This is a genomic window from Pseudomonas sp. yb_9 (genome assembly GCF_043103635.1).
GTDB classification, from domain to species: Bacteria; Pseudomonadota; Gammaproteobacteria; order Pseudomonadales; family Pseudomonadaceae; genus Aquipseudomonas; species Aquipseudomonas monteilii.
The window spans coordinates 24,252-42,324 of record NZ_JBICKA010000058.1; the positions used below are offsets into that span (position 1 = coordinate 24,252).

Annotated in this window: 18 protein-coding genes and 2 pseudogenes; 11 read left to right on the forward strand and 9 right to left on the reverse strand. The window is 62.4% G+C overall.

Features of this window, described 5'->3' with window-relative positions; translation table 11 throughout:
- Window positions 1-117 precede the first annotated feature (117 nt).
- The 10 genes and pseudogenes from paaK to paaZ all read left to right on the forward strand — a co-directional run bounded on the left by paaK (window position 118) and on the right by paaZ (window position 10,667).
- Window positions 118-1,437: a phenylacetate--CoA ligase PaaK gene (paaK, locus tag ACF8MI_RS16385; protein WP_200929361.1), complete on the forward strand. Its 1,320-nt coding sequence runs from the start codon at window positions 118-120 to the stop codon at window positions 1,435-1,437.
- Window positions 1,438-1,652: 215 nt separating this feature from the next.
- Complete coding sequence (gene paaA, locus ACF8MI_RS16390; RefSeq protein ID WP_025754119.1) at window positions 1,653-2,642, forward strand: 1,2-phenylacetyl-CoA epoxidase subunit PaaA; 990 nt, start codon at window positions 1,653-1,655, stop codon at window positions 2,640-2,642.
- Between the two features lie 25 nt (window positions 2,643-2,667).
- The gene (gene paaB / locus ACF8MI_RS16395; RefSeq protein ID WP_004374528.1) at window positions 2,668-2,949 is read left to right on the forward strand and encodes a 1,2-phenylacetyl-CoA epoxidase subunit PaaB; all 282 of its coding nucleotides are present in this window, start codon (window positions 2,668-2,670) and stop codon (window positions 2,947-2,949) included.
- Window positions 2,950-2,957: 8 nt separating this feature from the next.
- Entirely contained in the window at window positions 2,958-3,716 is a 759-nt protein-coding gene (gene paaC, locus ACF8MI_RS16400) for a 1,2-phenylacetyl-CoA epoxidase subunit PaaC (RefSeq protein WP_200929360.1), read from the forward strand.
- On the forward strand, window positions 3,703-4,236 hold the full coding sequence (gene paaD, locus ACF8MI_RS16405; RefSeq protein ID WP_016715219.1) for a 1,2-phenylacetyl-CoA epoxidase subunit PaaD: 534 nt from the start codon (window positions 3,703-3,705) through the stop codon (window positions 4,234-4,236). Before paaC ends, paaD begins: the two co-directional genes overlap by 14 nt.
- A 15-nt stretch (window positions 4,237-4,251) precedes the next feature.
- Window positions 4,252-5,328, forward strand: coding sequence for a 1,2-phenylacetyl-CoA epoxidase subunit PaaE (paaE, locus tag ACF8MI_RS16410; protein ID WP_200929359.1), 1,077 nt, complete (start codon window positions 4,252-4,254; stop codon window positions 5,326-5,328).
- A gap of 107 nt (window positions 5,329-5,435) precedes the next feature.
- On the forward strand, window positions 5,436-5,744 hold the full coding sequence (locus ACF8MI_RS16415) for a DUF485 domain-containing protein (RefSeq protein ID WP_104834710.1): 309 nt from the start codon (window positions 5,436-5,438) through the stop codon (window positions 5,742-5,744).
- Window positions 5,735-7,303 (forward strand): annotated as a pseudogene (locus tag ACF8MI_RS16420) (cation acetate symporter); the annotation flags it as partial. The gene ACF8MI_RS16415 and the pseudogene ACF8MI_RS16420, both read left to right, overlap by 10 nt.
- Before the next feature lie 39 nt (window positions 7,304-7,342).
- Window positions 7,343-8,575 (forward strand): OprD family porin, encoded by a 1,233-nt coding sequence (locus tag ACF8MI_RS16425; RefSeq protein ID WP_200929461.1) that lies wholly within the window; start codon window positions 7,343-7,345, stop codon window positions 8,573-8,575.
- A 37-nt stretch (window positions 8,576-8,612) separates the two neighbouring features.
- Window positions 8,613-10,667, forward strand: coding sequence for a phenylacetic acid degradation bifunctional protein PaaZ (gene paaZ, locus ACF8MI_RS16430; protein ID WP_104834712.1), 2,055 nt, complete (start codon window positions 8,613-8,615; stop codon window positions 10,665-10,667).
- Window positions 10,668-10,733: 66 nt separating this feature from the next.
- Here the strand turns inward: paaZ and ACF8MI_RS16435 are convergent, their stop codons facing one another.
- The 8 genes and pseudogenes from ACF8MI_RS16435 to ACF8MI_RS16470 all read right to left on the reverse strand — a co-directional run bounded on the left by ACF8MI_RS16435 (window position 10,734) and on the right by ACF8MI_RS16470 (window position 16,371).
- Window positions 10,734-11,003, reverse strand: a complete 270-nt coding sequence (locus ACF8MI_RS16435; protein WP_060499404.1) for a DUF6555 family protein — start codon at window positions 11,001-11,003, stop codon at window positions 10,734-10,736.
- A 115-nt stretch (window positions 11,004-11,118) separates the two neighbouring features.
- Window positions 11,119-11,328: a general stress protein gene (locus ACF8MI_RS16440; RefSeq protein WP_060499403.1), complete on the reverse strand. Its 210-nt coding sequence runs from the start codon at window positions 11,326-11,328 to the stop codon at window positions 11,119-11,121.
- A gap of 165 nt (window positions 11,329-11,493) precedes the next feature.
- The gene (locus ACF8MI_RS16445) at window positions 11,494-12,045 is read right to left on the reverse strand and encodes an ATP-dependent Clp protease proteolytic subunit (protein ID WP_060499402.1); all 552 of its coding nucleotides are present in this window, start codon (window positions 12,043-12,045) and stop codon (window positions 11,494-11,496) included.
- Between the two features lie 142 nt (window positions 12,046-12,187).
- Entirely contained in the window at window positions 12,188-12,775 is a 588-nt protein-coding gene (locus ACF8MI_RS16450; protein WP_060499401.1) for a nucleosidase, read from the reverse strand.
- A 117-nt stretch (window positions 12,776-12,892) separates the two neighbouring features.
- Window positions 12,893-13,018 (reverse strand): annotated as a pseudogene (locus tag ACF8MI_RS16455) (general stress protein); the annotation flags it as partial.
- Window positions 13,019-13,222: 204 nt separating this feature from the next.
- Window positions 13,223-14,506 carry an NTP/NDP exchange transporter gene (locus ACF8MI_RS16460; protein ID WP_164524540.1) on the reverse strand — a complete coding sequence of 428 codons (1,284 nt, stop codon included), beginning with the start codon at window positions 14,504-14,506 and terminating at the stop codon, window positions 13,223-13,225.
- A gap of 4 nt (window positions 14,507-14,510) precedes the next feature.
- Entirely contained in the window at window positions 14,511-15,419 is a 909-nt protein-coding gene (locus ACF8MI_RS16465) for an aldo/keto reductase (RefSeq protein ID WP_200929357.1), read from the reverse strand.
- Between the two features lie 88 nt (window positions 15,420-15,507).
- Complete coding sequence (locus tag ACF8MI_RS16470; protein ID WP_060499398.1) at window positions 15,508-16,371, reverse strand: Dyp-type peroxidase; 864 nt, start codon at window positions 16,369-16,371, stop codon at window positions 15,508-15,510.
- A 184-nt stretch (window positions 16,372-16,555) separates the two neighbouring features.
- Here ACF8MI_RS16470 and ACF8MI_RS16475 point away from each other — a divergent pair, with 184 nt between their 5' ends.
- Window positions 16,556-17,449, forward strand: a complete 894-nt coding sequence (locus tag ACF8MI_RS16475; RefSeq protein ID WP_060499397.1) for a bile acid:sodium symporter family protein — start codon at window positions 16,556-16,558, stop codon at window positions 17,447-17,449.
- Between the two features lie 15 nt (window positions 17,450-17,464).
- Here ACF8MI_RS16475 and ACF8MI_RS16480 read toward each other — a convergent pair whose 3' ends face one another.
- On the reverse strand, window positions 17,465-17,932 hold the full coding sequence (locus ACF8MI_RS16480) for a sterol desaturase family protein (protein WP_200929356.1): 468 nt from the start codon (window positions 17,930-17,932) through the stop codon (window positions 17,465-17,467).
- Window positions 17,933-18,073: the final 141 nt, after the last annotated feature.

The window sequence follows — 18,073 nt, forward strand, 5'->3', positions numbered from 1 at the left end:
ATCAGACCATCTGCCTGTTACCCAACCGAACGCAGCCGTATATGCTGCGCTCATGACACTCACCGCGCGGCCTGCAACCGGTGCCGCGCGGCGTACAAGAACAATTCGAGTGAAGCCATGAACATGTACCATGATGCCGATCGTGCCCTGCTGGACCCGATGGAAACCGCCAGCGTCGATGCCCTGCGTCAGCACCAGCTGGAGCGGCTGCGCTGGAGCCTGAAGCACGCCTACGACAATGTGCCGTTGTACCGCAAGCGTTTTGCCGAGTGCGGCGCCCACCCCGACGACCTCAAAAGCCTTGAAGACCTGGCGAAGTTCCCCTTCACCGGCAAGAACGACCTGCGTGACAACTACCCCTACGGGATGTTCGCCGTGCCTCAGGAAGAGGTGGTGCGCCTGCACGCCTCAAGCGGCACTACAGGCAAGCCGACGGTGGTTGGCTATACGCAGAATGACATCGACACCTGGGCCAATGTCGTCGCCCGCTCGATCCGCGCGGCCGGAGGGCGTAAAGGTGACAAGGTGCATGTTTCCTACGGCTATGGCCTTTTCACGGGTGGCCTTGGCGCGCATTACGGCGCCGAGCGCCTGGGTTGCACGGTAATCCCGATGTCTGGCGGCCAGACCGAGAAGCAGGTGCAGCTGATTCGCGACTTCCAGCCTGACATCATCATGGTCACCCCCTCCTACATGCTCAACCTGGCTGACGAGATCGAGCGCCAGGGTATCGACCCGCACGACCTCAAGCTGCGGCTGGGCATTTTCGGTGCTGAACCCTGGACCGACGAGCTGCGCCGCTCCATCGAAGGGCGGCTGGGCATCAATGCCCTCGACATCTATGGTCTGTCGGAAATCATGGGCCCTGGGGTGGCGATGGAGTGCATCGAAACCAAGGACGGCCCGACCATCTGGGAGGACCACTTCTACCCCGAGATCATCGACCCGGTCACCGGCGCAGTGCTGCCAGACGGCCAGCTCGGCGAGCTGGTGTTCACCTCGCTGAGCAAAGAGGCGTTGCCGATGGTGCGCTACCGCACCCGCGACCTCACCCGGCTGCTACCGGGCACCGCTCGCCCTATGCGGCGGATCGGCAAGATTACCGGTCGCAGCGACGACATGCTGATCATTCGCGGGGTCAACGTGTTCCCGACCCAAATCGAGGAGCAGGTACTTAAAATAAAACAACTCTCAGAGCTCTATGAGATCCATATGTATCGTAATGGGAACTTGGACAGTGTCGAGGTGCACGTGGAGTTGCGCGGGGAGTGCCAGCACCTTGATGACGGCCAGCGCAAGCAGGTGATCGGTGAGCTGAGCAAGCAGATCAAGACCTACATTGGCATCAGCACCCAGGTGCACCTGCAGCCTTGCGGCACGCTAAAGCGCTCCGAGGGCAAGGCCTGCCACGTGTTTGATAAACGGTTGGCCAGCTGATTCATTCGGCTGCCTTTTCGGCCCCGGCTCAGTCCGGGGCTTTTTTTTGCGTGTTGCACGCCCTCACAGGGGCTGCAAGATCCCTTCGGGGACGGTTTTGCCCGCGAAGAGGCCTGAAAGCGATACAGAAATCTTATTTGATACACACAAAACAGTTTGACGTTATGTTTTGTATCGCTTACAAATGACTCATGCCTTAGCAGGAGTCGCAGCACATGTACGCACAGCTAGTGGAAACCGGAGTCAAGCGCGTCAAGTCGCTGGAAGAGATGTCGCCCGAAGAGCGCAACTTCCAGGAAAAGATCGATGCAGAAATCAAGATCGAAGCCAAGAACTGGATGCCCGAGGCCTACCGCCAGACCTTGATCCGGCAGATCTCCCAGCACGCCCATTCGGAAATCGTCGGCATGCTGCCCGAAGGCAACTGGGTCACCCGCGCCCCCAGCCTCAAGCGCAAGCTGCAACTGATGGCCAAGATCCAGGACGAAGCCGGCCACGGCCTCTACCTGTACAGCGCCATGGAAACCCTGGGCGCCGACCGCGATGAAGAAATCGCCAAGCTGCACAGCGGCAAGGCCAAGTATTCGAGCATCTTCAACTACCCCACGCTCAGCTGGGCCGACATGGGCGCAGTGGGCTGGCTGGTGGATGGCGCCGCCATCGTCAACCAGGTGGTCTTGCAGCGCACCTCCTACGGCCCCTACTCCCGCGCGATGATCCGTATCTGCAAGGAAGAAAGCTTCCACCAGCGCCAGGGCTACGAAATTCTCCTGACCATGATGCGCCACGGTACCCAGGCCCAGCGCGACATGGTGCAGGACGCCATCAACCGCTTGTGGTGGCCCTCGCTGATGATGTTTGGCCCCAGCGACGAACATTCCCCGAACAGCGCCCAGTCCATGGCCTGGAAGATCAAGCGCCAGACCAACGATGAGCTGCGCCAGCGCTTCATCGACCAGACCGTGCCGCAGCTCGAACTGCTCGGCTGCACCGCCCCCGACCCGGAGCTGAAGTGGAACGCCGAACGGGGTCACTACGACTTTGGCGAAATCCAGTGGGACGAGTTCTACGAAGTGATCAAGGGCAATGGCCCGTGCAACCAGGAACGTGTCGCCACCCGGCGCAAGGCCATCGAGGACGGTGCCTGGGTACGCGAGGCTGCCGTGGCCTACGCGCGCAAGCAACAGAACAAGAACGCCGCCTGAGCGGCGATTGATGCGGAGATCGAAAATGTCTGTCTGGACCCTCTACGAAGTGTTCGTGCGCAGCAAGCACGGCCTTAACCACAAGCACGTCGGCAGTGTGCATGCCGCCGATGCCGCCATGGCCATCGAGAACGCCCGCGAGCTTTACACCCGCCGCAGCGAAGGCGTCAGCCTGTGGGTGGTGCCCTCGGCGCTGATCACCGCATCGTCCCCCGACGAGAAAGACCCGCTGTTCGCCCCTTCGGACGACAAGGTCTACCGCCATGCCAGCTTTTACGAACTGCCCGACGAAGTCGGACACATGTGAGGTTGGCCATGCACAACGAAGCCCTTATCCCCTACCTGCTGCTGCTTGGCGACAGTGCCCTGGTACAAGGCCAGCGCCTTTGCGAGTGGTGTGGCCACGCCCCGGCCATCGAAGAAGAACTGGCCCTGATGAACGTCGGCCTCGACCTGGTCGGCCAGGCGCGCAATTGGCTGGAGTACGCCGCTGAGCTGCTGGATGACGGCCTCGACGCCGATGCCCTGGCCTTCCGCCGTGACGAGCGAGCCTACCGCAACCTGCTGCTGGTCGAGCAGCCTAACGGCGATTACGCCGTGACCATGACCAAACAGTTTCTCTACGACGCCTGGCACTTCGCCCTGCTGAAAGGGTTGGCTGGCTCCAGCGATGAACGTATCGCCGGTATCGCCGCCAAGGCCTTGAAGGAGGTTACCTACCACCTGCGCCGCTCCAGTGAGTGGGTACAGCGTTTGGGTGGCGGCACGGAAGAAAGCCGCCAGCGCATGCTCGCCGCCATTGCGGCACTGTGGCGTTTCACGGTCGAGCTGACGGCTGGCAGTGACAATGAAGTGCAGCTGGCCAAAGCGGGTATCGCTGCCGACACCGTTGCCGTGGGTGCTGCCTGGCTCAAGCAGGTGAGCGAAACCTTCAGCTCGGTCGACCTGCCGCTGCCAAAGCCTGCCAGCCACTTCTACCTAGACGGTCGCAAAGGCTTGCACACCGAGCACCTGGGCCTGCTGCTGGCCGAAATGCAGTTCCTGCCAAGGGCCTACCCCGATGCAACCTGGTGAGCTGATTGCCGGCGACCGGGGTGCACGGGCGCTGCAAGGTGACGACCTGGCCCGGGCATGGGCGGTGCTTGGCCAGGTCATGGACCCGGAAGTACCCGTGGTCAGCGTGGTCGACCTGGGGATCGTTCGCGACCTCGACTGGCGCGCCGGCCACCTGCACCTGGTGGTTACCCCGACCTACTCCGGTTGCCCGGCCACCGAGGTGATCGAAGGTGATATCCGCCAGGCGCTGGAACAGGCCGGTTTTGCCGCGCCAGACCTTGAGCGCCGGCTGACACCGGCATGGAGCACTGACTGGATCAGCGAACTGGGCCGCGAGCGCCTGCGGGCTTACGGCATCGCGCCCCCCCAAGGCAGCGCCAGCAAGCGCAGCCTGCTGGGCGAGGTGCCCCAAGTGTGCTGCCCACAATGCGGCAGCGCCCATACCGAATTGCTCAGCCAGTTCGGCTCCACCGCGTGCAAGGCGCTGTACCGCTGCCGCGAGTGCCTGGAGCCGTTCGACTATTTCAAATGCATTTGAGCCGTGGAGAATGCCATGAGCCAGTTTCACAGCCTGACCATCAAGCAAGTGCGCAACGAGACCCGTGACGCGGTGTCGATTGCCTTCGACGTGCCCGAGCACCTGCAGGCGCAGTTCCGTTTCACCCAGGGCCAATACCTGGTCATGCGTACCCGGCTGGACAACGAAGAAGTCCGCCGTTCCTACTCCATCTGCAGCGCTGTCCAGGACGGTGAGCTGCGCGTGGCCGTAAAACGCGTGCCAGGCGGGCGTTTCTCGGCGTTTGCCAATGATGTACTCAAAGCCGGCCAGCAACTGGACGTGATGCCGCCGTCGGGCAGCTTCTTCGTGCCGCTGGACCCTGCCCGCCACGGCAATTACCTGGGCGTGGCCGCCGGCAGCGGCATAACCCCGATCCTGTCGATCATTGGCACCACCCTGGACCGTGAGCCGCACAGCCGCTTCACCTTGCTGTACGGCAACCGCTCCAGCTCTGGCGCGCTGTTCCGCGACAAGCTCGAAGACCTGAAAAACCGGTACCTCGACCGCCTGAACCTGATTTTCGTGTTCAGCCGCGAGCAGCAGGATGTCGACCTGTACAACGGTCGCATCGACGCTGACAAGTGCGGCCAGCTGTTTTCGCGCTGGCTGGACGTTCCTGGCTTGAACGCGGCCTTCATCTGTGGCCCCCAAGCGATGACCGAGACCGTACGCGACAGCTTGCAGGCCAACGGCCTGGGCAAGGAGCGCATCCATTTCGAGCTGTTCGCCGCTGCCGGGAACGAAGCACGACGTGAAGCCCGCGAAGCGGCGCGCCAGGTGGACGCGGCGCTCAGCCACATCACCGTGATCAGCGACGGCCGCGCGCTCACCTTCGACTTGCCACGCAACACCCAGAACGTGCTGGACGCCGGCAATGCCATCGGCGCCGAGCTGCCCTACTCCTGCAAGGCCGGTGTGTGCTCTACCTGCAAGTGCCGGGTGATCGAAGGCGAAGTGGAAATGGACAGCAACCACGCACTGGAAGACTACGAAGTGGCGGCCGGGTATGTGCTGTCGTGCCAGACCTACCCGGTGAGCGACAAAGTGGTCCTCGATTTCGACCAGCTTTGAGACCAAGTCGCTTGCTTCGCGGGCAAGCCCGCGAAGAGGCCATCAGCGACACCGCAACACCCGCGTGACCTCAACAAAACAATTACAACACCCAGAGATCGCAACCCATGACACCCGAACGCATAGAAAGCATCGCCAACCACCCCGACTTCCAGCACCTGGTACGGCGCAAACGCCGCCTCAACGGCAGCCTGACCTTGGCCATGCTGGTAATTTACTACGGCTTCGTCCTGCTGGTGGCGTTCTCGCCCACCACCCTCGGCCAGTCCCTCAGCGGCGGCGTAACCACCGTGGGCATGCTGGTGGGTGTGCTGATGGTGCTGCTGTCCTTCGCCCTGACCGGCATCTACGTGCACCGCGCCAACAATGTGCTCGACCCGCTCAACGATAAGGTCAAGCAGGAGTGCGCACAATGAACTGGACTGCCATCTCGATGTTCATGGTGTTCGTCTGCTTCACCCTGCTGGTCACCCGCTGGGCGGCCCTGCGCACCCGTTCGGCCAGCGACTTCTATACCGCTGGCGGGGGGCTGACCGGCATGCAGAACGGCCTGGCGATCGCTGGCGACATGATCAGTGCCGCTTCCTTCCTGGGCATCTCGGCCATGATGTTCATGAACGGCTACGACGGCCTGCTGTATGCCCTTGGCGTGCTGGCCGGCTGGCCAATCATCCTGTTCCTGATCGCCGAGCGCCTGCGCAACCTGGGCAAGTACACGTTCGCCGACGTGGTCAGCTACCGCCTGGCACAAACGCCGGTACGCCTCACATCGGCGTTCGGCACCTTGGTCGTCGCATTGATGTATCTGGTCGCGCAGATGGTCGGCGCTGGCAAGCTGATCGAGCTGCTGTTCGGCATCAGCTACCTGTACGCGGTCATGCTGGTTGGCGTGTTGATGGTGGCCTACGTCACCTTCGGCGGCATGCTCGCCACCACCTGGGTGCAGATCATCAAGGCCGTCATGCTGCTGTCGGGCACCAGCTTCATGGCCTTCATGGTGCTCAGGCATTTTGGCTTCAGCACCGAAGCCATGTTCGCCAGCGCCGTGGCCGTGCATGCCAAGGGGCAGGCGATCATGGCCCCGGGTGGCTTGCTGTCCAACCCGATTGATGCCATTTCCCTTGGCCTGGGCATGATGTTCGGCACCGCTGGCCTGCCGCATATCCTGATGCGCTTCTTCACCGTGAGCGACGCCAAGGAAGCACGCAAGAGCGTGTTCTATGCCACCGGCTTTATCGGCTACTTCTACCTGCTGCTGATCGTCATTGGCTTTGGCGCCATCGTCATGGTCGGTACCGAGCCGTCCTACCGCGATGCCACCGGCGCCATCATCGGCGGCGGCAACATGGTCGCCGTGCACCTGGCCCAGGCCGTGGGCGGCAACCTGTTCCTTGGTTTCATCTCTGCCGTGGCCTTCGCCACCATCCTGGCCGTGGTTGCCGGCCTGGCGCTGTCTGGCGCATCGGCCGTGTCCCACGATCTGTACGCCTGCGTGTTCCGTCAAGGCAAGGCCACCGAGCAGGAAGAAATGCGTGTGTCGCGTATCGCCACCCTGCTGATCGGCCTGCTGGCGGTGATCCTCGGCCTGATGTTCGAGTCGCAGAACATCGCCTTCCTCTCCGGCCTGGTACTGGCAGTGGCGGCCTCGGTCAATTTCCCGGTGCTGCTGCTCTCGATGTTCTGGAAGGGGCTGACCACCCGTGGCGCGGTATGCGGCAGCATGGCTGGCCTGGTTTCGGCCGTGCTGCTGGTGGTGCTTGGCCCGGCGGTGTGGGTCAACGTGCTGCACAATGAAGCAGCAGTGTTCCCTTACAGAAACCCGGCGTTGTTCTCCATGAGCCTGGCGTTCCTTAGCGCCTGGGTGTTCTCGGTCACCGACAGCTCCGAGCGTGCCACTGAAGAGCGTGGCCGCTACCTGGCCCAGTTCATCCGCTCCATGACCGGTATCGGCGCCGCCGGCGCTAGCAAGCACTGACTTCAAGGACGAACAACCATGTCGGGTAAAACAACAACAATGAACCGCACGCACTTCATGTCAGCTGCCTGGCTGGCCACCCTCGCATTACCATTGCCAGCGATGGCAGACTTTATCAGCGACAGCCACGCACGGTTGGAGCTGCGTAACCACTACATCAACCGCGACTTCCGCCAAAGCAATGCCCCGCAGGCCAAGGCCGAGGAATGGGGCCAGGGCTTGACCGCGAAGCTGGAGTCGGGCTTCACCGAAGGCCCGGTCGGTTTTGGTGTTGATGCCATGGACCAGCTGGGTATCAAACTCGACTCCAGTCGCGATCGCCGCAACACCGGCCTGCTGCCCTTTGGCCCGAACAGCCATGAACCGGTCGACGACTACAGCGAACTGGGCCTGACCGGCAAAGTACGCGTGTCCAAAAGCACACTGCGCCTGGGCACGCTGCAACCCATCTTGCCGGTGGTGGTCTACAACGACACCCGCCTGTTGGCGTCCACCTTCCAGGGTGGCCTGTTGACCAGCCAGGACCTTGATGGCCTCACCTTCAACGCCGGCCGCCTGACCAAGGCCAACCTGCGCGATTCCTCGGGCCGGGACGACATCGGCTATGGCGCTGCCACCAGCGATCACCTGGACTTCGGCGGTGGCAGCTATGCCATCACCCCGCAAACCAGCGTCAGCTACTACTACGCCAAACTCGAAGACATCTACCGCCAGCAATTCGTGGGCCTGATCGATACACGCCCATTGAGCGAAGGTGTGAGCCTGCGCAGCGACCTGCGGTACTTCGACAGCCGCAACGACGGCGCCGAGCGTGCCGGCAACATCGACAACCGCAACTTCAACGCCATGTTCACCCTCGGTGTGCGGGCGCACAAGTTCACCACCACCTGGCAGCAGATGTCCGGCAACAGCGCTTTCCCGTTCGTCAACGGCGGCGACCCGTTCACGGTCAACCTGGTCACCTACAACACCTTCACCCGTGCCGGGCTGGACTCATGGCAAGTGCGCTATGACTACGACTTTGTGGCGATGGGTATCCCCGGCCTGAGTTTCATGACCCGCTACACCGACGGCCGCCACGCCGAAACCGCCACCGTCAGCAATGGCCGCGAGCGCGAACGCGACACCGACATCACCTACGTCATCCAGAGCGGCCCGTTCAAGGACGTGAGCCTGCGCTGGCGCAATGTCACTTTCCGTTCCGGCAACGGCCTGACCAATGCCGTGGACGAAAACCGCCTGATCATCGGCTACACCCTGGCGCTGTGGTAACAGCGCGCCCCTACATTTGAACAGCATGGAGAACAGCATGTCTGCCGCCCCTACCCTGCAAAGCTTCATTGCCGGCCGTTGGCTGGGCCAGCATGGCGCTCAGGCCTTGCGCAGTGCCCTCGACGGCCACGTGCTTGCCTACAGCCATGAAGAGCGCCCGGACTTCGCCGAAGCCGTGGACTATGCCCGAGCCCGTGGCCTTTCCAGCTTGATGTCCATGGACTTCCAGCAACGCGCCCAGCGCCTCAAAGCCCTGGCCTTGTACCTGGCCGAACGCAAAGAACAGCTTTACGCCCTGTCCCACCACAGCGGCGCTACCCGTGCCGACAGCTGGATCGACATCGAGGGCGGTAACGCCACGTTGTTCTCGTACGCGGGCATTGGCAGCCGTGAGTTGCCGTCGGGCAACCTGGTGCACGAAGGCCCTGCCATTGCGCTGGGGAAACAAGGCCACTTCGCCGGCAGCCACATCCTGGTGCCGCGTGCAGGCGTTGCGGTGCACATCAACGCGTTCAACTTCCCCATCTGGGGCATGCTGGAAAAATTCGCGCCGACCTTCCTGGCCGGCATGCCTTGTATCGTCAAGCCTGCGACCTCCACCAGCTACCTGACCGAAGCCGTCGTACGCCTGATGAACGCCTCCGGCCTGCTGCCGGAAGGTAGCCTGCAACTGGTGATCGGCAGCACAGGCGACTTGCTCGACCGCCTGCAAGGTCAGGATGTGGTGACCTTCACCGGCTCTGCCGATACCGCTGCCAAATTGCGCGTCACGCCGAACCTGATACGTAACTCGGTACCTTTCACCGCAGAGGCGGACTCGCTGAACTGTGCCATCCTCGGGCCGGACGTCAGCCCGGACAGCGAAGAGTTCGATCTGTATATCAAAGAGGTGGTACGTGAAATGACCACCAAGGCCGGGCAGAAATGCACGGCCATCCGCCGGGCCATTGTGCCGGCCAGGCACATCGACGCCGTTGCAACACGCTTGCGCGAGCGCCTGAGCAAAGTCGTGGTTGGCGACCCCTCGCTGGAAGGTGTGCGCATGGGTGCCCTGGCCTCCCACGACCAGCAGCACGACGTGGCCGAGCGGGTACGCAGCCTGCTGCAAAGCTGTGACCAGCTGTTCGGCGCCAGCGATGGCTTTGCCCCGCGCGGCGAAGGTGTGGCCGAGGGCGCGTTCTTCGCACCGACCCTGCTGCAAGCCCGCGACCCGCACGCCGAAGGCGGCGCGCACGACATCGAAGCGTTTGGCCCGGTCAGCACGCTGATGGCCTACGATGACCTTGACGAAGCCTTGGCGCTGGCCGCTCGGGGCAAAGGCAGCCTGGTGGCAACCCTGGTCACCGCCGACCGTAGCGTGGCTGCCAAGGCCATTCCGGTGGCGGCTGCCTGGCATGGTCGCCTGCTGGTGCTCGACAGCGAGGCCGCAAAGGAGTCCACCGGCCACGGTTCGCCACTGCCGCAACTCAAGCACGGCGGCCCTGGCCGGGCCGGTGGTGGTGAAGAGCTGGGTGGCCTGCGTGCGGTCAAGCACTACCTGCAGCGTGCCGCTGTCCAGGGCTCGCCGAGCATGCTCACGGCAATCACCGGCGAATACGTACGCGGTGGCGAAGTGATCGAAACCGAAGTCCACCCGTTCCGCCGCTACTTCCAGCAGCTGCGCATCGGCGAGTCGCTGCTGACCCACCGCCGCACGGTGACCGAAGCCGACCTGGTCAACTTCGGCTGCCTCTCGGGTGACCACTTCTACATGCATTTCGACGAAATCGCGGCCAAGGAATCGCAGTTTGGCAAGCGCATTGCCCATGGCTACTTCGTGCTGTCGGCGGCAGCCGGCCTGTTCGTGTCGCCAGGTGCCGGGCCGGTGTTGGCCAACTATGGCCTGGACACCCTGCGCTTCATCAACCCAGTGGGCATCGGCGACACCATCCAGGCGCGCTTGACCTGCAAGCGCAAGATCGACCAGGGCAAGACCAGCCCGCTGGGCCAGCCGCAGGGTGTGGTGGCGTGGGATGTTGAAGTCACGAACCAGCTGGGTGAGCTGGTGGCCAGTTATGACATCCTGACCCTGGTGTTGAAGCAGCCGGAGTGATGGCTTGACCTCCCCGGCCACTTCACCGGTTCAACCGCGAAGTGGCCGGCAGCTTCAGGTGTGGCCTCAACGCATTGCCGCCGGGTCGACCACCGACGGGTTCGGCTTGCTCCCCGAAATCCGCCACGTCACGGCGGTAATGCCGTAGCGCTCGGCCATGGGTCGGCTGATCTTTCTGATCTTCTCGCGGCCGAACTTGGGAATGATGCCAATGCCCGCATCGCAACTTGCCCAATGCCAGGCCTCGGCATTGTCCAACCGCTCCAGACGAATGATGAAACTGCGCGGCTGGCCATGCAGTTGGTAATCGATGATGTACAGTTGTGGGCTAGGCATCGCAGGGGGCCTCCTCTTCTCCATGGATGACAACCTGATTGATTCGGGCAGGGCCAGATAATTCAAAAAATTGTCGAACAATTAGAACCCGTTACCCTACGGTGGGGATATTCAGTCACTGGCTGCGGCTACGCCCATGACTGTTCTGCCCCCCTTTGCGGCCCGCTTCCGATGCCCGCTGGCGGTCATTGGCAAAATTGCCGCCAGAAGCCTGCCCTCCCTTTTGTCCGGCGCGGGAGGCGCGCTCCCTGTCGTTGGCGAAGTTGCCTGGGTTGGTTTCCTTGGTGCCACCACGTTGGCCGGTTTGCGCTTGATCCAGTGCCATGTCATTACTCCTTGCGAGGAATTGGCGGTTGCATGGCCTGTACCATGCCCTACTTCCGAGCCGCCAATTGCAAGGTCTGCTCAATCGTTTTGCCCGCAGGTGACGAGCGGCACGAAACTCCCACGGGCAAAATTTTTGCGCGGCAAAGCTGCCGGCTTTTGACCGTCAAGCATGAACACTCCACTGGACCGCATCCACATCGATCGGCATTTCATCAATGGCATGGATCATCCCGTTCTCCAGCGCCTCCCGTGGCCCCAAGATGCGCGGATAGGCCATCAGATACCGCGGCACATCCAGTACCTCAGCGGCGCCTTCGGTTCGTTCGGCGACGATCTGCGCATACAAGCGCAAATCGTAATCCAGGCTCATGGCATATTCTGCCATCCGTGAATGGTCCACCGAGCCATGCAAGGTCCAATGAAACGGGTGGAACAGGAACTTGCTGTAACTGCATGCCGTACGCCGCTCCCCGGCCAAGAACAGAATATTACCCATGGACTCCACCGTGCCCAGGTTGTGCGTCTGCACCTGGACCGGTAACGCCCGCAGGAAGTTGTACAGGGTAAACCCGTAGCTGCACTCGCCCCCCATGGTGGCGATGTTCAATTGCAGTACATCGGCCCCCTGCTGCAACGCCCGTGAACAGGTATTGACCAGGTTGCCGCAGGTTGACGAGTTGATAGGCCCGGTGAAATGGATGATATGTCGTGCCATGTTTGCCTCCAGGGTTGGCAGGTCACTCCTTGGACTTGGCGTGTATGCGGTGGAAACGTCAACCGCCGCAAAGTTCAACCCGACCTCACCCTGTTGGTGCAACGCCCTGCAGCGGCCGTCTGGCCTGGCGTTGCGACGCAGGTCACACGCGGCTGAACAACACCCGCTTGAACGCCTCAGCCGCCAGATGCACCTGCACCGCCCAGTCATCTGCAGCTTCGCTGCCGGCATCGTCGGAAATGTACTTAAGGCATACAAACGGAATGCGTTCGTCGCGTGCGATCAACGCCAGCACATAGGCTTCCATGTCGACCACGTCATAAGGCGCATCGCCATGGTTTATCTCGAAGTTGTCACCGCTACCACAGGTTTCCAGCGTCAGGCCCGGGATTGCGGTGCCGTGCTCCAGAACCACCGGGATGTCCGACAGCGGTGTTTCATAACGGGCAAAGCCCAGTGGGGTCACGTCCATATCGCGTTGCACGAAGCGGTTACAGCACACCACTTCGCCCTTGCCATGGCGCTGGCTGCCCGCCGAGCCCAGGTTCACGATCAGCTTTGGGCGGTGCGCGGCAATGGCTTTGGTCAGGGCGATGGCAGCATTCACTTTGCCAATACCGGTGAATACGGTACGCACCTCGCTGAATACATTGCCAGCCTCGGCCTCGAGGGCGAAGACGAATAGCGTGTCATCCAGTGAAATGTCAGGGAATTGCTTGATCAGCATCATGGAGCAGATGATTCCGGGTGGCTGCAAAGGGCGCCGCCATTGTCGGCCAACCCTGGCTAATTGCAAACCCCCGGTTCATTGCAGTGCCAGGTCGCCCCGGCACTGCCATCAGGTCACTTACGAGCGGCCGCCCTTACGGCCCGACTCGCTATCGTGGGGCATGTTGCCGCCCGAAGACTGGCCGCCCTTGCGCCCGGCTTCGGAAGCCTTTTCACGGTCGTTGGCGAAGTTGCCCGGGTTCTTGCTACCACCCTGACTGCCTTGTTGATTGCCAGTACGGCTGTTTTCTTTGTTGGCCATGGTCTTGAAACCTCGTATGACTTGGATGTGCACGGCACGTTGCCGTACACAGGTTGTGAGTACGGCCCCCTCGGGGGATTCGGTTTATTGCGAAGGGTTCGGACCGGTGGCGTTAAATAAGCGACAACGCCATATTTGGGGCGCCTGTCAGTCGTGCGGCGGGCTATCCAGGCGTGCTTGTCGGCGGCCAAGCCAGCCGCCGGTCACTGCCCAGCCTAGGGCAATCAATGCGCCGGTCAGCATCGCCAGTTGCGGGTGCTCGCCCATCACGTCCAGTGCCCGCTTGACCCATCCGCTCAAGGCATCGCCACCCCGGTAGACCACCGTATCGATGAAGTTCTTGGCCTTGTACTTGTCCTCGGCCGGCAGCACCGTGAACAGCATCTCCCGCCCAGGCCGCACCAGTGCGTATTCGCCAGCTCGGCGCACCACCATGACCACCACGAATACTGCGAACACCGGTGCCAGCGCCAGCCACACAAAGCCCACAGCCATCACCAGCGGCACCGCTACCAGCAATACCCCCACGCCCAACCGACGCGCCAGGCGGCCCGTGAGGAATACCTGGGTAAGGATGGCCAATGCCTGCACGACGGTGTCGATCACGCCGAATACCTGGGTTTGCCGGGTGCGATCGGCAAATGTTTCGCTGACGATGCGTGCCTGCTCGAAATACAAGAAGGTGCTGACGCTGGCCAGCAACACGACGAACAGTGCGATACCCAGCAGATACGGCGAGCACAGTACCGCGGTGGCACCGGCAAACGGGTTACCGCCCAAAGGTCGCGATCCCGAGCGTTGGGGTTGTTCCGGAAGACGTTGGCGTGCTCGCCAGCGTTGCAGGAACAGGGCCGCGCCACTGCTGCCCAGCAACAATACCGCCGCCAGCACCAGCAGCCCGGCATGGCCTAGCGGCGCCACCAGCAACGTGCTCAGCAGGGGGCCACTCAGCCCGCCCAGGCTGGCCCCAGCGGCCAACAGGCCGAACAAACGCTTGCCCTGGGCGGTGGAAAACAGATCAGCAAGTACGCTCCAGGCCAGGGAGATGGTCAGCAGGTTGAATACCGACAGCCAGATGTAGAAGCCCCGAGCCGCCCACAAGTCGTCAGGGGCGACTGCGAACAGGACGGCGAACAGCAGCAGGTTGCTGGCAAAGAAGCCATAGGTCCACGGCAGGATGAGCCTGCGTTGCACCCTGGACGCCAGCCAGCCGAACAGTGGCAGGCACGCCAGGGTGGCGATGAAGGTGCCGGTGAACAGCCACTGCAGGTTGTCCACCCCACCGGCAATACCCATGGTTTCGCGCACAGGGCGCAGCATGAAGTAGCCGGTGAACAGCAGGTAGAACAGCAGCAAGCCGGCGATGACCGCCGGCCCTTCGCCGGGCTTGATGTTCAGGCCTTGATCGAGCCGCCGCCGCCACGCTTGCATGGAGTCAGGCAAACTGCTTGATCAGCGCCTGTTGCTGCGCCTGGCTAAGCAGGGGTTCATGCCCGGCCTTGAGTTGGTCGAGCTGGCGTTCGGGCCGGCCGGTGGCAGGGATGACCGTGGTCACCGCAGGATGGCTGATGGCAAATTTCAGAAACAGCTGCGCCCAGCTACCGATGCCTGCTTCTGCGGACCAGCCGGGCAACGCCCGGTCCTTGACCCTGGCAAACAGGCGGCCATCGTCGAAAGCGCGGTTGATCAGCACCGCAATACCTTTGTCCTGGCAAAGCGGCAGCAGTTCGCGGGCTGCGTCGGGGGCGTTGACCGAGTAGTTGATCTGGATGAAGTCCAGCGGCTCGCTTCGCACGATGTGGGCGACTTCGTCCTGGCCACTGTTCAGGTAATGGGTGATGCCGACGTAACGGGTCTTGCCCTGCTGCTTCAGCTCACGGGCATAGGGCAGCTGGGTCTGCCACTCACGCAGATTGTGAATTTGCAGCAAGTCGACTTTGTCGGTACGCAGGCTCTTCAGGCTGCCGGCCCACTGTGCTCCGGCCTCGGACCGGCTGTTGGCCGCGATTTTGGTGGCTATGAAGCACTGCCGGTGCCAGCCACCCTCCTCGAGCAACTGGCCAAGTACGCTGTCGGCACCCCCATAATTGGGCGACGTATCGATCACCCGGCCACCGCCTTCGAAAAAGGCCTTGAGCACGATTTTGAGCTGCTCGTACTGAGCCGAGCCAGCGTGCACTTCGAAGCTGCCCGAGGTACCGGCACCGATCACCGGCAACGCTTCACCGGAGGACGGCACTTTACGGGTCAGCAAGCCGGCCGGGCTGGCAGCATGCAGCCAAGGGGCCGCCGCCAGCAAGCTCAAGGCGGCACTGGCGCGTAGGACATCACGACGTGCGTACATGGAAAGCTCCCGTCATGAATCGGAAACTTTCAAGGCTAGTCGCTCTGCTCCGCGCCAGCGGGTGTTTCTGTATCTGGATGTTTAGTGATTAGGCCTGCAGCAGCTGGCTCAGGTCGACACCCGCGTCACCCATCGGCGGGCACCAGTAATAGCCACCGGTCAGTGGCCGGCTGAAGCGGTACAGGCCGTCGATGATGCCGTCCTCCAGGCCGCTCATGCGCCGCAGTTGTACCTCGAATGCATCGAAGCTGTGGCCCAGGGCGACAAAGGCCAGGCCGGCACCGCGCTGGTCGGCCCAGGCGACCGAGCGACGCACCATGAACGCCTCGGGCTCGAAGCTTTCCTGGGCGGTGCGCTTGACGTGTGCGGACTCGGGCGCATCGTCGAGCTCTTCGTTGTCGCTCAGGCGGCGGCCGATAATGTTGTCCTGGTCGGCCTGGGGCAGCGACTTGAAGTAGTCAAGGTCGTGCTTCCACAGCTGGAACGCGGCAAAGCTGGAACCATCGCTGGTAATGGCCGCCTGCACCGCATCTTCGTCCACCGGGTTTTCGGTGCCGTCTTCGTAGCCTGTCAGGTCATGGCCGCCACGGTGCAGGAAGCCATCAACGCTGTCCGCCAGGCGCAGGGCCGGTGCCAGCACCTGCTCCAGGGCGTTGGCGCGCAGCAGCAGGTCGCCGCGCTCGTTCCCGCGCAACCACAGCCACAGGGCGTGCTGAGTGCTCGGGTTTTCAACGGCGGCGTCCAGCAGCGGGAAGGCGCGCAGGCCCGGCACTTCGCGGCCCAGGGCCTTGGCCAGCGGGGCGCCGACACCGAGCAGCAGCTGTTCGCCATCGACCTGCGGCAGCAAGGCATCGAGCGCAGCTGGCAACGCTTCGGGCGACTGCAGGGTGAAGAACAGGTGACGGGCATGGGCCGGCACAGGGTTGGCAAGCAGACCTTGCTGGAACGGCATGACAGGCTAATCCTTGGTAAAAACAGGAATGCTACTGCGCCTGCAGGCCTACTGCAACGCGGCATGCAGCCCGGCCAGCCGCTGCGCTTGGTAACAAATGGTTACCAATAGCGGGCCCTTTGCGATTAGCTATCAATCCGCGCCTGCCTACACTCCTCGAGATCCTTCGCCCAAGAGATTGCCCATGACAGCCTCGCCCTTGCTCACCGCCGTTCTGCCGCTCGCCTTGGGCATCATCATGCTCGGCCTTGGGTTGTCGTTGACCCTGGCGGACTTCGCTCGCGTCGTGAAGTACCCCAAACCGGTGATGGTGGGCCTGGCCTGCCAGATCCTGCTGCTGCCGCTGGTGTGTTTCCTGATCGCCAACGGTTTTGGCCTGGAGTCGGCCCTGGCGGTAGGGCTGATGCTGTTGGCGGCCTCGCCAGGCGGCACCACGGCCAACCTGTTCAGCCACCTTGCCCATGGCGATGTGGCGCTGAACATCACCCTCACGGCGGTCAATTCGCTGATCGCAATCCTGACCATGCCATTGCTCGTGAACCTGTCGTTGAGCTGGTTCATGGCTTCGGATCAAGCCATTCCGCTGCAGTTTGCCAAAGTGATGCAGGTGTTTGCCATTGTGCTGCTGCCGGTGGCACTGGGCATGCTGATTCGCCATTTCGCCCCGGTTTTCGCCGCGCGTATGGAAAAACCGATGAAGCTGGTGGCCGCGCTGTTCCTCGCCTTCACCATCGTCCTGGCCCTGGCCAAGGACTGGCAGACCGTGGTCGAGTATGCGCCGGTGGTGGGCCTGGCGGCGCTGCTGTTCAACCTGTTGAGCCTGGCAGTGGGTTACTGGGTGCCGCGCCTGTTGAATATTCCCAAACGCCAGGCCATTGCCATTGGCATGGAAATCGGCATCCATAACGGGACCTTGGCCATTGCCTTGGCGTTGAGCCCTTCGCTGCTGAACAACGCGACCATGGCGGTACCGGCGGCGCTGTATAGCCTGATCATGTTCTTTACGGCAGCGGGGTTTGGCTGGTGGGTAAGCCGTGGGCATGTGGCGGCTCAACCCGAAGGCGAAACGGTGAATTGAGGCCCGTTCAGGTAGTTACCGCTGGTTGCGTTTGCTGCGCAGCTGCTGCTTCAACACCTTCAATGGGGGCGCATAGAAGAAACCGAACGAGACACTTCCCGTGCGCCCCTTCACCGCATGGTGCAACCGATGCGCCCGGTGCAAGCGTTTGAGGTAGCGGTTGACCGGCCGAGGCTTGCGCGGCCAGTGCCGGTGATAAAAACCGTCATGGGCCACCACGTACAGCACCCCGTACCCTGCCACCCCACCGCCCACCCACTGCAACGGTGCATAACCGCTTTTGCCCAGCGCTACCAGTCCCGTGGCGATCAGGCTCAGGGCCACGAGGTACAGGTCATTGGTTTCAAGCATGCCCAGCTGAGGCTCATGGTGTGAACGGTGCAGCCACCAGCCCCAGCCATGCATGATGTACTTGTGAGCCAGCGTGCCAACGCCCTCCATGGCCACCAGGGTGCCGAACAGTACGGCGAGATTGAACAGCATGGAACGGTCCGGGTGATGGCAAAGAGAGGCGCAAGGTTAACGGCTGCCCAAGTTTTTTTCCATGCGGGCGTGACCGGCTGCAGGCCATTCAAGGATGAAGCCCTTGTCATGTTTTCGCCCTTGACCTGCTCTGCCCCGGGG

Bases quoted from the DNA above. Each gene is read 5' to 3' on its own strand.
- paaK (WP_200929361.1), top strand. From the start codon at position 118: ATGAACATGTACCATGATGCCGATCGTGCCCTGCTGGACCCGATGGAA.
- paaA (WP_025754119.1), top strand. From the start codon at position 1,653: ATGTACGCACAGCTAGTGGAAACCGGAGTCAAGCGCGTCAAGTCGCTG.
- paaB (WP_004374528.1), top strand. From the start codon at position 2,668: ATGTCTGTCTGGACCCTCTACGAAGTGTTCGTGCGCAGCAAGCACGGC.
- paaC (WP_200929360.1), top strand. From the start codon at position 2,958: ATGCACAACGAAGCCCTTATCCCCTACCTGCTGCTGCTTGGCGACAGT.
- paaD (WP_016715219.1), top strand. From the start codon at position 3,703: ATGCAACCTGGTGAGCTGATTGCCGGCGACCGGGGTGCACGGGCGCTG.
- paaE (WP_200929359.1), top strand. From the start codon at position 4,252: ATGAGCCAGTTTCACAGCCTGACCATCAAGCAAGTGCGCAACGAGACC.
- ACF8MI_RS16415 (WP_104834710.1), top strand. From the start codon at position 5,436: ATGACACCCGAACGCATAGAAAGCATCGCCAACCACCCCGACTTCCAG.
- ACF8MI_RS16425 (WP_200929461.1), top strand. From the start codon at position 7,343: ATGAACCGCACGCACTTCATGTCAGCTGCCTGGCTGGCCACCCTCGCA.
- paaZ (WP_104834712.1), top strand. From the start codon at position 8,613: ATGTCTGCCGCCCCTACCCTGCAAAGCTTCATTGCCGGCCGTTGGCTG.
- ACF8MI_RS16435 (WP_060499404.1), bottom strand. From the start codon at position 11,003: ATGCCTAGCCCACAACTGTACATCATCGATTACCAACTGCATGGCCAG.
- ACF8MI_RS16440 (WP_060499403.1), bottom strand. From the start codon at position 11,328: ATGGCACTGGATCAAGCGCAAACCGGCCAACGTGGTGGCACCAAGGAA.
- ACF8MI_RS16445 (WP_060499402.1), bottom strand. From the start codon at position 12,045: ATGGCACGACATATCATCCATTTCACCGGGCCTATCAACTCGTCAACC.
- ACF8MI_RS16450 (WP_060499401.1), bottom strand. From the start codon at position 12,775: ATGATGCTGATCAAGCAATTCCCTGACATTTCACTGGATGACACGCTA.
- ACF8MI_RS16460 (WP_164524540.1), bottom strand. From the start codon at position 14,506: ATGCAAGCGTGGCGGCGGCGGCTCGATCAAGGCCTGAACATCAAGCCC.
- ACF8MI_RS16465 (WP_200929357.1), bottom strand. From the start codon at position 15,419: ATGTACGCACGTCGTGATGTCCTACGCGCCAGTGCCGCCTTGAGCTTG.
- ACF8MI_RS16470 (WP_060499398.1), bottom strand. From the start codon at position 16,371: ATGCCGTTCCAGCAAGGTCTGCTTGCCAACCCTGTGCCGGCCCATGCC.
- ACF8MI_RS16475 (WP_060499397.1), top strand. From the start codon at position 16,556: ATGACAGCCTCGCCCTTGCTCACCGCCGTTCTGCCGCTCGCCTTGGGC.
- ACF8MI_RS16480 (WP_200929356.1), bottom strand. From the start codon at position 17,932: ATGCTGTTCAATCTCGCCGTACTGTTCGGCACCCTGGTGGCCATGGAG.